11 protein-coding genes and 3 tRNA genes are annotated in these 12,655 nt (G+C 35.8%); 3 read left to right on the top strand and 11 right to left on the bottom strand.

All coding sequences use genetic code 11. The features are described from left to right. Positions 1 to 31: 31 nt before the first annotated feature. The 7 genes from gldN to LF887_RS04085 all read right to left on the bottom strand — a co-directional run bounded on the left by gldN (position 32) and on the right by LF887_RS04085 (position 9,223). Positions 32 to 970 (bottom strand): gliding motility protein GldN, encoded by a 939-nt coding sequence (gene gldN, locus LF887_RS04115; protein ID WP_236857542.1) that lies wholly within the window; start codon positions 968 to 970, stop codon positions 32 to 34. Positions 971 to 991: 21 nt separating this feature from the next. Further along, a complete protein-coding gene (locus tag LF887_RS04110; RefSeq protein ID WP_236857541.1) occupies positions 992 to 2,581 on the bottom strand; it encodes a GldM family protein in 1,590 nt (529 codons plus the stop codon). 52 nt (positions 2,582 to 2,633) lie between these two features. Then, on the bottom strand, positions 2,634 to 3,326 hold the full coding sequence (gene gldL, locus LF887_RS04105) for a gliding motility protein GldL (RefSeq protein ID WP_236857540.1): 693 nt from the start codon (positions 3,324 to 3,326) through the stop codon (positions 2,634 to 2,636). A 58-nt stretch (positions 3,327 to 3,384) separates the two neighbouring features. Next, positions 3,385 to 4,806, bottom strand: coding sequence for a gliding motility lipoprotein GldK (gene gldK, locus LF887_RS04100; RefSeq protein ID WP_236857539.1), 1,422 nt, complete (start codon positions 4,804 to 4,806; stop codon positions 3,385 to 3,387). Between the two features lie 108 nt (positions 4,807 to 4,914). Further along, positions 4,915 to 6,768, bottom strand: coding sequence for a glutamine--fructose-6-phosphate transaminase (isomerizing) (gene glmS / locus LF887_RS04095; protein ID WP_236857538.1), 1,854 nt, complete (start codon positions 6,766 to 6,768; stop codon positions 4,915 to 4,917). A gap of 34 nt (positions 6,769 to 6,802) precedes the next feature. After that, positions 6,803 to 8,440, bottom strand: coding sequence for a DUF4270 family protein (locus tag LF887_RS04090; protein WP_236857537.1), 1,638 nt, complete (start codon positions 8,438 to 8,440; stop codon positions 6,803 to 6,805). A 12-nt stretch (positions 8,441 to 8,452) separates the two neighbouring features. Next, entirely contained in the window at positions 8,453 to 9,223 is a 771-nt protein-coding gene (locus LF887_RS04085; protein WP_236857536.1) for a glycogen/starch synthase, read from the bottom strand. A 171-nt stretch (positions 9,224 to 9,394) separates the two neighbouring features. On the opposite strand from LF887_RS04085, the gene panC reads away from it, so the two are divergent. Next, positions 9,395 to 10,243 carry a pantoate--beta-alanine ligase gene (panC, locus tag LF887_RS04080; protein WP_236857535.1) on the top strand — a complete coding sequence of 283 codons (849 nt, stop codon included), beginning with the start codon at positions 9,395 to 9,397 and terminating at the stop codon, positions 10,241 to 10,243. Positions 10,244 to 10,420: 177 nt separating this feature from the next. Here the strand turns inward: panC and LF887_RS04075 are convergent. The 3 genes from LF887_RS04075 to LF887_RS04065 form a co-directional block, all read right to left on the bottom strand. After that, positions 10,421 to 10,493: transfer RNA gene (locus tag LF887_RS04075), tRNA-Lys, on the bottom strand. A 55-nt stretch (positions 10,494 to 10,548) separates the two neighbouring features. Further along, positions 10,549 to 10,631 (bottom strand) — tRNA-Leu (locus LF887_RS04070). Positions 10,632 to 10,667: 36 nt separating this feature from the next. Then, a tRNA-Lys gene (locus LF887_RS04065) sits at positions 10,668 to 10,740 on the bottom strand. A gap of 115 nt (positions 10,741 to 10,855) precedes the next feature. Between LF887_RS04065 and LF887_RS04060 the strand changes: the two genes are divergently transcribed. After that, a complete protein-coding gene (locus LF887_RS04060) occupies positions 10,856 to 11,371 on the top strand; it encodes a shikimate kinase (protein ID WP_236857534.1) in 516 nt (171 codons plus the stop codon). 19 nt (positions 11,372 to 11,390) lie between these two features. On the opposite strand, the gene LF887_RS04055 is transcribed toward LF887_RS04060, so the two are convergent. Then, complete coding sequence (locus tag LF887_RS04055; RefSeq protein ID WP_236857533.1) at positions 11,391 to 11,828, bottom strand: RNA-binding S4 domain-containing protein; 438 nt, start codon at positions 11,826 to 11,828, stop codon at positions 11,391 to 11,393. Between the two features lie 55 nt (positions 11,829 to 11,883). On the opposite strand from LF887_RS04055, the gene LF887_RS04050 reads away from it, so the two are divergent. Continuing rightward, positions 11,884 to 12,648, top strand: coding sequence for a hypothetical protein (locus LF887_RS04050; RefSeq protein ID WP_236857532.1), 765 nt, complete (start codon positions 11,884 to 11,886; stop codon positions 12,646 to 12,648). The last annotated feature ends 7 nt before the right edge of the window (positions 12,649 to 12,655 follow it).

Genomic DNA, 12,655 nt, shown 5'->3' with positions numbered 1-12,655 from the left:
ACTCAGGTTTTGTATAAATATCAAGTGAAAGTTAGTAATTCCACATATCATTTTCCATTTCCAGAATCTGTGCTTTGATTCTGTTACTTTCTTCTAACTGATCATCAGCATCTTTAGGAACATAATCTTTGATTGTACCGTCTCCTAAACCGCTTGAAGATTTATAGATAACAGAAGAGAATCTTCTTGCATTGATCACATCGTCAAAAGATAAGTCAGCAGAAGAATTTTTTCTATTGAAAACATAGTTATTTGCTAAAATATCTCTTGCATTAGGATAGAAAATCCAGAACAAATCGATCAGCTCATCGTTGCTGGCAATAGGTTTCCCATCAGGCCCAATAACACCCTGTACTGCAGGATCAGGACCCATTGCAGCAATTCCCAAAGGTCTGTATTTCATCTGCCCATCTCTCTTATCAATAAACCACATACCCATTATTTTAAGAACTTTTACTTTATCAGTAGTGGTCTTAAATACATCGGTATATTGTTTCTTTTCCTGATCTGTAAGCTGTCTTCCAGAATTTAGGATATCGATAGCAGCATCATTAATGATTACTTTTTCCAATCTTTTCTGAATTCCTTCAGGTGAAAGCTTTACGGTAAAGTTTTCATCATCATAAACCTGCTCAATTTTTCCAGTTAAAGCAGCATCTAATAACAACTGATATAGAGATCTTGTAGGAGTAGCAAGAAGGCCATCCGGATTGTCATAATAGAATGGCTGGTTGATCTTATCATTCATATCAATGATTTCCCAAACAAACATACTCTTAAGGATATCTTTATCCTCAACAAATCCATATTCAAGAGGCTTTACTGTTTTATCTATAATAGTATCACCAACTTTTTGTTTGTTGTCCGCTCTCATCTGTCTAAACTCTTCTGCAGAAGAAGCGTTTAGAATAGTCTGGGAAAAGGCAAATCCCGAAACTAATACTAAAAGAGTGCTAATATATTTTTTCATAATAAATTACAATTTTTAGTCCTATTGAACATTAATAATTATAGGAGTAATGTTTTTAATCACCTGACCATCAAGCCCCTGAGCTGTAGCTTTAATATCAAAGATAGAAACTACATCACCCGTTCTTAAATTCTTAACCAGACCTGCTGCTTCATCCAGTGAGTTACCATGAACAAGTAGAGCTGCTCTACCAGGTATTCTTACCATAAACTGAGTAACAGTAAATGAAACCGGGAAGTCAAAGTCAGGAATAGCAGCCTGTACAGATTGGTTAGGAATAGAAGTTGCCGGCATAGACAATACATTCTGACCTCTCATCTCACCTCTAGGTGGTGGAACATTCTTAATTCTATATTCAAATACCTGAGATACTGATTTTCCGAAAGGATCAACACCTGATAATGTTAATTTAACTACATTACCTGCAGCTGGTTTAACACTCCATTTACCCGGTCCAATATTCTTCACTGAAGCTCCAGGAGCGGATAATGAAAGTTTGGAATTATCGGCACCTAAGATTGATCCTGATACAGGGTTCTCAAGTCCTCTATACATTACATTCATTTTATCTGCAGAAAGTAATAATCCTTTTTCAAGTTTTACTTCTCTAGGTCCTGCAATTACGTTATAAGTATGCGTCCAAGGGAAACTTTGCGGCTTACCTGTAGCATCTGTTAATGTAATAGTTCCTCCTAATTTATGTTCACCAATTCCAGAACCTGAAATGGCAATAGAACCTTTACCATTTTCCGTTTTGCTCACTCCGGAAATGCTGATCTTATTACTGTTAGAATAAGTACCTAACATTACTTTTACTTCAGCTTGTTTTCCCGCCTGGATATCTACCGGACCTGAAACAATAGGTTCATAGCTTGAGAATTTAATATTCGCATCTACTTTTTCCTGAAGTAATAGTGCCAATGCATCAGACTGTACATTTCTGGCATCATTTTGGATAATTTCCAAATTAGATATCGCAGCAATTAAAGGCTGATGGTAAAATTTATTTTGGAACCAGGTCTTTTCATTTGGAGATTTTCCTTTAGGATATTCTGCAATAAGAGACTTGTTAGCTCTTTCAACTAAATCTTTAAGCTGAGCATTATTCCCAAAAGTAGCATTGATATATTTTCTTACTTCATCAATTTTATTTTTTAGGTCTAACGCATTCTTTGAAGGTGCATTTTCATCTCCTTCTTTAAAGAAATACTCAGTTGTAGCTTCATTATTATTTAATGCAGCAAAGTTTTCAGCTACATCAATATCTTTACCGTCTTTATCTTTCTCATGAAACTCAGATTGTTTTTTCAACAAGTCTTTGATATCCTGAGCTGATTTCACTAACACATCAATTTTAGATTTCAGTACTTTATACTGTGCCCAAGGTTCTGCGTAAGTATCCGGAACCTGTTGCGCCTTAGCCTCCAGGGTTCTTTCAAAAATCTTTTCGTTTTTCTTTTCTGTTAAAGTCCTAGTCTCATTCAACGCTTTTGTAGAGTCATAATAGGATCTGATGATTTCTGCATCAATATTTAGGGCCATCATCGCGATGAACACCAAATACATCAGGTTGATCATCTTCTGACGAGGTGTCTGTTTTCCTTGTGCCATTCTCTTTTCTTTGTTTTTTAATTAAGTAGTTAAATTTAGAAATGGTTAGGAATTAAGACTTCATAGCAGTAAGCATACCACCATAAACTCTATTTAAATTATTAAGATTAGTTGTTAAACCTTGTAGCTCTTGATTGAATTTTTCAGATTGCTCTGCTGACTTCTGCATATCTGCCACATATTTGTTAGCAAATTCAGATTGCTTTTTACCGCTTTCAAGCTGCATTGCGTATAACGCATTCATGCTTTCCATATGTTGAGCAGCTTTGTTTAGCTGATCGTTATATTTATGTGTAGAAGCAGATACATCAACTGTTTGATTAATTTGGTCTACAGAACTTGAGAATTTATCAATTCCTGTTCTTAATCTATCAAATAACTGAACATCTAATTTAGCATCCTGAAGCATTTTATCCAATTTGTTAGAAAGAGAGTTTTCTAATTCAGCAAATTGTGCGTTTGTATTTTTAGTCGTTACATTAGAATGTAGTGGGTTTGGGTGAGCATGCTTATCTAATAATTCAGGATAAACATTTTCCCATGCATAAGACTCTTCAGTTTTTGGAGGGTCAAATGCGAAAATAATAAAGATAATAGCCTCTGTAATAAGCCCTACCGTAAGAGCGATATTACCGTTAATTGGTCCCAGGGTAATGTGAGTAATTTTAAGCCAAGCTCCAAGAATTACAATTGCAGCACCGAATGAATAGAAGAAATTCATCCAAGCATCTTTAGTCTTAAACATATTGAGTTAGTTTTTTTAATGTTAAATAAAATTGTATTGAAAAATAATTGTCGGTTAATTATCTGTTAACTCTTCTTGGCTTAACTGCTGCTTCAGGAATATCCTGAACAGTTCTGAATCCGATATAGCTTCTTGCGGAATCTTTTCTTTCCCAGTCTCTAGCACCTGTCATTAGTGCATATCCTATATCTTTCCAAGATCCACCTCTTACAGATTTCTTCGTATCCTTTTTATCTTTAGTAGAAGGATTTAATGTAGAAGAGAATCCTGATGAAGAATTGTTAAACGAAGATAGTGTCCACTCAGAAACGTTTCCAGCCATATCAAATAACCCAAACCCATTTTTCTTAAATTTCTTAACTGGAGCTGTATATGTATAAGTACCTTTTTTCTCGTCTTCCATATAGTTACCTCTCTTCGGTTTGAAGTTGGCAAGGTAACAACCTCTGTCATCCATTAAATATGGACCACCCCAAGGGTAAGTAGCATTTTGCATACCTCCTCTTGCAGCATATTCCCATTCAGTTTCAGTTGGAAGACGGAACTGCAATGGTCTTTGTTTTTTTCTTTTTAAACTTTCGTTGTAATCAGTTTTCAATTTAGATCTGAAGTTACAATAAGCTCTTGCCTGATCCCAGGTTACACCAACTACAGGGTAGCTTTTGTAAGCTTTGTGCCAGAAATACTGTTCAAACAATGGCTCATTGTAAGCAAAGTGAAAATCTTTTACCCAAACAGTAGTATCAGGATAGATTGCGATACTCTGACTCTTCAGATAGTTTGCACCTCTTTCGTTATCTGCAAGTGCAGCATCCATATCCCCCCAACGGTAGGTATATTTAAGCTTACTTACATCTAAAATTCTTTCGTTTCCAATTCTTGAAGAAGAAGGTAGATACATAGATTCTAAAACCTCTGCGTACTCTACGTCAGGATATTTTGTTGTACTCCAGTGTAAAGGAATTTTCCAATCTAATCTTTTGCTGGAATCATAGCTTCCGTCATCACGGCCACCCTGGCCTTCCATATATTCTTGATAAGGCGTTAAATTTTCTTCTTTTTTAGCAAGGTATGCATAATCTCCTATAGCTGCTCCCTTACGGCCTCCTTCGTCACCACCTTCTCCGGCAGCTTCGGCTAGTAAAGTTCTTGCGATAGAATCTCTTACATAATTGATAAATACTCTGTATTCTGCATTGGTAGTTTCTGCTTCATCCATGAAGAAAGAAGAAACAGTAACGGTTTTCAATGCTGCTTTTTCAGGGGTATTTGTTGGATCCTGGTCTGCTAAACCGGCAACAAATGAACCTGCTGGAATTGCGACCATTCCGTATGGTCTTTCCGCAACAAATGATTTCGTTTTTTCTCTTGGTATCAATTCTCCTTTTGTTCCAGGCTTCCCTACAGAAGAGCTGCCACCACCTGAACAAGATACCGATGCTACTGACGCAGACAATAATAAAAGAAATATCCTTTTCATGTTAATTTTTATAATTAAGCCGTAAATATATAATTTTTTTAAGAAACTTTTAAGATTTTTTTTGAAATAACGGAAGAAATCTAAATTTATTTTATTTACAACTACTTTTTATTCCACGGTTACAGATTTTGCAAGGTTTCTCGGCTGATCCACGTTTGCTCCTCTATAGACTGCAATATAGTAAGCAAGCAGTTGTAGAGGTACGGAAGCAACGATTGGCGAGAAACATTCTGATGTTTCAGGAATTTCAATAACATAATCTGCCATTGCACTTACCTGACGGTCTCCTTTATTGACTACAGCGATGATTTTCCCTTTTCTTGCCTTAATTTCCTGAACATTACTCACAATTTTATCATAATGTCCTTTTTTAGGAGCTATAATTACGATTGGCATATTTTCATCGATCAAAGCAATCGGGCCATGTTTCATCTCTGCGGCAGGATATCCTTCTGCGTGAATATAAGAAATTTCTTTTAGCTTTAAAGCCCCTTCTAAAGCGGCAGGATAGTTGTAACCTCTTCCTAAATAAAGGAAATTGGTTGCTTTCACAAAGTCTTTTGCGATATTCTGAGTCAGCTCATGAGTGGTACTAAGTACTTCTTCTATTTTTTTAGGAATAGCATCAAGCTCAGCAATTAAACTCATGAATTCAGCATTTCCTAAATTCCCGTTATGCTTTCCTAATTTTAATGCAATCAAACTAAGGATGGTAAGCTGTGCTGTAAATGCTTTTGTAGAAGCCACCCCTATTTCAGGACCTGCGTGAGTATACGAGCCAGCATCTGTAATTCTCGCGATTGAAGAATCTACTACATTACAGATACCATATATAAATGCTCCTTTTTCTTTTGCCAATTTTAATGCTGCCATGGTATCTGCTGTTTCTCCTGACTGAGAAATGGCAATAACAACATCTTTATCTGTGATAATAGGATTTCTGTATCTGAATTCTGAAGCATACTCTACTTCTACTGGAATTCTTGCATACTCTTCAATCAAATATTCTCCAATCAGACCTGCATGCCATGAAGTACCGCATGCAATGATAATAATTCTGTTGGCATTTTTGAATTTTTCAACATGATCCCAGATTCCTGCCATTTTGATAACTCCCTCATCTACAAGAAGTCTACCCCTCATTGTATCATGTACAGACTTAGGCTGTTCAAAGATTTCTTTAAGCATAAAATGCTCATATCCTCCTTTTTCAATCTGTTCCAAGCTCATTTTAAGTTCCTGAATTTCAGGCTCAATTTTAGAGTTTTCATTGATTGTTCTGATATCTACACCATTTTCCAGAGAGATTGTTGCCATATGCCCTTCTTCAAGGTAGATTGCTTCTTTTGTAAATTCTACAAAAGGAGAAGCATCAGAAGCGATAAAGTATTCTTTATCTCCGATTCCTATTGCCAGAGGAGAACCTAATCTTCCTACTACCAATACTCCCGGATAATCTTCATGAAGAACTGTAATTGCATAAGCTCCGTATACCTCATTAAGGGCATATCTTACTGCTGTTGGAAAATCAGTTTCAGACTTAAGATCCATAAAATACTGGATAAGGTTTACCAACACTTCAGTATCTGTTTCGGATTTGAAAGTAAAACCTTTTTCTGTAAGCATTGTTTTAATGGTATCATAGTTTTCTATGATACCATTATGTACGATTGCTATTTTCCCATTGTTTGACAAATGCGGGTGGGAATTTCTGTCACTTGGAACTCCGTGGGTAGCCCAACGTGTGTGGCCCATTCCAACTTTGAATTTTCCTTTTAAGTTTTCTGAGATATTCACCAAATCCTCTACCTTCCCCTTTGTTTTTTCTACTTCAAGTTTATTATCTGGACCTTCTAAAACAATTCCGGCACTGTCATATCCTCTATATTCTAATCTTCTAAGACCATTGATTACAATTTCGTAAGCGTCTTGAAAACCTGTATATCCTACTATTCCGCACATATTTATTTTGTCTAGTGTTTTATTTTTTTGTGTTTTATTTTTTTGTAGCGTAAGTTACTCTCAACTGAACTCTATTCGGGTTCGTTTTTTCTGTCCCTGTAAGAATTACTCTGTTCATATCAAATGCTCTGGTTGTTCTAAGAGCACCTACAAGACTTCCTGTAGCACTGCTAACAAACGATCCTGTGTTGATATAAAAAGGTCTGTTAACTATCAGAACATCATCTCCTTTATCATCTTTCTCCTTTTTCCCTTCAATAATATCCTTAAGTGTTTTTGTTACCACAAAGTCATAGTACTCAGGTTTCTGGTTATAATAATATAGACTAAGACCAGCTAGCGTATCCAATGAAAAAGATGAGAAATCTAATATGGTACCTGTTTTTGTCTTAATAGGAACAATAGTAAATCTTCTGTCTTCCGTTGAATTTTTATTCACCCAGCTAGATGGATCTACATAAAATCTGATTTTAGCTCCTATGATACCGATCTTGTCTTTAACAAATAAATCTTTAAGTGCTGCAATAGTTTCGTCCGGGATTCTCACTACTGCAGATGGTCCTCCCATACCCTGAACAAAAATTTTCGGATCACCGACCTGGCTGCTGCTTGTTGCCAGAGCATTTGAAAGTGCTGACCCTGATCTGTTATATTCATACTGTCCGAGATGAGCATTAGCAGATCCTAAGTTGAACTTAAGTGTTGTCTGCGGTCTTGTTACAGTACCATTATCTGTTTTATCATATTTATAATACATGATCAGTTCCATATCATTAGGTGAGAACTGGAACAGGTATCTGTCTGTTTCTTCTACAGAAAGCTTTATTCCTTTAAAATATCTGGTAAAGTTGGACGCATCCTGAAGTTCAGGTTTTCCTTTTTTATCTATAATATGAGTCTGGAAAAAAGCAGTATTACTTAGTTTTATTCTGAATCCAAGGTTTCCTGTAAATACAGTTGAACCATCAGATTTTTTTGTAATAGCTAAAGAACTCACATTTCCGTCAAAAACACCGGATCCTAACAATTCACCTGTAGTTACGTTTGCATTAGAACGTGTAAGAGCATCGTTATTTGTATCCATGAACGTAGTAGATTCCTCTACATTGATTTTCATAGATTTGGAAATTCCTCCGATTTTACCATATTTACGAACAGGGTAAGTTTTTTTACTAATAGATACAGCGATATTTTCACCATCTACCGGGAAATCACTTTTCTCATAGGTATTCGTTTTTATTGAATCCTGTTCGAAGAAATATGTATTATTAGCTGTGTTTGCTGGAGGTCTCACAACCAAAACTACAGAGTCCACTTTTGCATTAGGCCCCGTAAAGTCAAAATTATCTACCGGCATTCTCAATTGAGTAACATAAGAAGCTTTCTGCATCCCAAACTGATTTTCAGTAAAAGCTCCCAGAACTCCGGTTGTCGGCACAGCTCCATTCTGATCATATCCGCTGATAAGCCTCGCAGCATCACTTCTGATAGAATCATTGTTGTTGTAGTTGTAAGCAATAAGGTCATATGGAATTTCAGTACCTGCTGCCGCATCTTTATCAAATAATTGCTCACCAAGAGAATCTGCATCAGGTTCACAGTTATAAAGGATTGTACTTCCGAAAATCGCCAGTAAAATTACGACGAAAGTCCTTTTAAGAGTATGAGTCATTAAAAATGTGTTTTAATAAAGTTGATTTATAGAATCTATGTCAAGATATTCCGACTTTTGGATAGCGGTTACATTGAAGGCCTGATCCAGGTCTTCATCAAGGAACTCATCTCCCTTCACCACCATATCTACATAGTTCATACTTTCGATAACAAAGCTTTTGATTGTTGGGTTATCTAACGCTTTTAATCCTGAAATATTATCAAATTGCAGCTTTTCATCGATCTTTTTGTCCAGATCAGCGTCTTTCTCATTATAGAGAGAAAGTACAATTTTAGCGTCTTTAAAATAAGTATCTGATTCGTAATACGTTTTAAGATAAATTGGAACAAATGAAGACATCCAACCATTTAAGTGGATCACATCCGGAACCCAGTTCAGCTTCTTGATCGTCTCAATCACCCCTCTTGCAAAGAAAATAGCTCTTTCGTCATTGTCATCGAAAGGAATTTCTTCATCGTCGAAATAATATTGCTTTCTTTTGAAGTATTCTTCATTGTCAATAAAGTAAACCTGAAGTCTTTCCCCCGGAAGAGACGCTACTTTAATGATTAAAGGCTGATCCAGATCATTAATGATAATATTCATTCCTGAAAGGCGGATTACCTCATGAAGTTGGAATTTTCTCTCACTTATTTGTCCAAATCTTGGCATAAAAACTCTTACATCATTGCCTTCATTGTGCATCTTAAGTGCCATTTTGTTTACCACTGCAGCCATATTGGTATCTTCCTGATATGGAAACATCTCTGTAGTAATGTACAGTATTTTTTGATTCGGCATAAACTTTCTATCTAATTTTTGTAAAAATGCTTTAATGTGCAAAATTACAAAAAAACATCCAACATTATTTTAATTAACATTTTTTTACGAAAATTCCCTTTTGCAATTTGTTAAAAACGCATTTTATTATGTTATATTTTTAGTATTTTTGAAATAGTATTAAAATAATCTATGGAAGTTATAAAAAACAGGAAAGTCCTTCAGGATTTCATTGAAAGACAGAAAGAAATGGGAAAAAGAATTGGCTTTGCTCCTACCATGGGGGCTTTACATAAAGGTCATCTTTCTCTTTATGAAGAAGCAAAAAAAGAGAATGACCTTGTTATCTCTTCAATTTTTGTAAATCCAACCCAGTTCAACAGCGCTGAAGACCTTGAAAAATATCCAAGAGATATCAACAGGGATATCCTGATCTTAGAAAATTCAGGTTTGGTAGATGCTGTTTACATTCCTGAGGTAGCAGATATCTATCCTGAGAAAGCGGAAAGCAAGCAATATGATTTTGAAGGACTGGAGAATGAAATGGAAGGAAAATCGAGACCGGGACATTTTGACGGAGTGGGAACTGTTGTAGAGGAGCTTTTCAGGCAAATACAGCCTGATCATGCCTATTTTGGAGAAAAAGATTTCCAGCAGCTTGCCATTATCAAAAAAATGGTTGAGAAAAAACATCTGCCGGTTAAGATAACAGGTGTTTCCATTTACAGAGCCGAAAACGGACTTGCATTAAGTTCAAGAAACCAAAGACTCCATGAAGACCGAAAAGAAGCTTCCAAAATTATTTTTGAAACTTTACAAAAAGTAAACGACTGGTTCCGTACTGTTACCATTCCGGAAATTAAAGAAAGGGTGACGGATATTTTTGATGATCAACCCGGAATGCAGCTTGAATATTTCTTAATCGCTGATGAAAACACCCTGCAGGAAACTGATTTTTTCTACAAAGACAGAAATTTCAGAGCATTTATAGTAGTTGTTGTGGATGGCGTGAGACTGATTGACAATATGCACTTAGATTAATAGCAACTATATACTTTCAAAAAAAATACAAACTCTGATCGTTACGATCAGAGTTTTTTAGTTTATAGATATTGACATCTATTATCAATAAAAAATCAAAGGCCTCCTGAAGGAAGCCTTTGAAACACCAAATCACAAAATATTAATATGAAAAAAATTTACTTTTCAGTAAACTTGTGACCCGGCTGGGATTCGAACCCAGGACCCATACATTAAAAGTGTATTGCTCTACCAGCTGAGCTACCGAGTCGGCCACAATTAAAATGAAATAAATTTCAATATTAACTATAAATTTTTCTTTGCAGTGCCTGCGACTGGACTCGAACCAGCACATCCTTAGGAAACCACCCCCTCAAGATGGCGTGTCTACCAATTTCACCACGCAGGCAATAAAATCACAGAATTTAGTAATATTTATTGCTAGTGACCCGGCTGGGATTCGAACCCAGGACCCATACATTAAAAGTGTATTGCTCTACCAGCTGAGCTACCGAGTCGGTCACTTACTCATCAAGTTTTCATTTAAGTAATGTCCCTTGTTTTAAGTGGTGCAAAGATATAACTTTTTTCTTTATCTCAAAACTTTTTCGCAAATTTGTTTAAAAAAAATTCATGGTAATTTCATTGATCGGATACATGGGAAGTGGCAAATCTCACATTTCCAAAATATTAAGCGAAAAAATAGATTTTAAACTGATTGACCTCGATAAAGAGATTTCCAGAAGAAATAAATTAACCATTCCTGAGATCTTTGAGAAAAAGGGGGAAATTTACTTTAGAAAGCTGGAAAGAGAGGCACTTGAAGAAATACTGGCCTCTGAAGAAAACGTTGTTTTAAGCCTTGGAGGTGGAACTCCGGTGTATTATAACAATATGGAAATCATCAATCACAGCTCAAGGAGTGTTTTTTTAAGAACATCCGTAGGAACTTTGGTAGAGCGACTGTCTAAACAGAAAGAAAAAAGACCAATAATTGCCAATATCTCTGATGAGGATCTCCCGGAATTCATTGCAAAACATTTATTTGAGAGAAATCAATTTTATAGTAAAGCACAATTCAGTGTGGGGACAGACTCCAGAGAACCGGAAGACATTGTAAAAGAAATAATAGAAAAGCTCTATCTCTAGAGCTTTTCTATTATTTCTTTTAATCTTCATTTTCAACTTCATTCTCTGTTTCTCCAAAGAAATCATCCCAATCTGTAAAATCAGAAGCGATATCATTACCTACATACTCATCCATATCCCTTCTGTCTCTTTTAGTAGGTCTTCCTTCTCCTTTATTCCTGTAGTAATCCTGTGACATTTTACGGAGTTTCAGTAATTCGTACTGCTCTTTATCTGTCACATCCTGTATATGAAGCGGGACCAGCTTTGCTCCTATTCTGCTTTTAGGAATCTGAATTACCTTTATTTTATAATCAATTTGATTCTTACGGATTTTGATAACATCTCCTTCTTTTACCTCCTTAGATGACTTTACGGCAGAGGTTCCTATAGAAACCCTGTTCTTTTTAATCTCCTCTGCTGCAATATTTCTTGTCTTATAAAAACGAATGCTCCATAAAAATTTATCTATTCTCATATTTTTTTATACTTTTGCCGTTATATTATTTGTAAAGTAATTAAAGTTTTTTGAAATGAAAAAAATATTTTTATATATCCTTGCGGGATCTTTGTGTTTTTCTGCATGTAAAAAAGATGATGATGTGCAAACATACCAGGAACCAAGTGACATCAATACACAAAATTCCTATGATGATCAGGCTATTAAGAAGTATATGGATGAGAATTATCTCGATACACAAGGAAATATAAAAGCTTTCAGTGCTACAGATACAATTGATGATCATGAAAAAAAGTTATCAGAGCTAAATTATAAGACCTTACCTTCAGGAACAATCTACATTGTGAGAGATGGAGCACAGCCTGCGGAAGATCAGGGAAAAACTATTGGTGATACTGATGTCATCAAAATCATGGGGAGAAGCTATGCTTGTCTTGCAGGTGACAATAACGGAACAGTGTCATTCATCAACACGCTTACTTTTCTGAATACGATTAACGGAAGTGGAATTCCTCTTGTTGATCCTATGTATTACTATGTAAAACAACAGGTGATAGATGCTGCTACCACTACCACTACCGCTGCCAAACAGCCAGGTTATTATCAAATACCCGGATTCAGAGAGGCATTACAGAAGTTCAAAGCTTTTGATAACCTGTCTGGAGGAAACCCATATAATTTACAGGGGGTAATTATTGTACCTTCCAGAGCTGCTTTTGCAAGAAACCCGCATTATCCTTATTTTAATGAATCTTACAGAAACAGAACATTTATCTTCAACTTCCAGATCTATGGAAGATCAGACAGACCAGCTGACGAAGTACAAAAACCACAATAAAAAAATG

Source organism: Chryseobacterium sp. MEBOG06 (genome assembly GCF_021869765.1).
Lineage (GTDB): Bacteria > Bacteroidota > Bacteroidia > Flavobacteriales > Weeksellaceae > Chryseobacterium.
The sequence above is the reverse complement of the archived record's forward strand: the minus strand, read 5'-3'. Positions and strand labels throughout refer to the sequence as shown.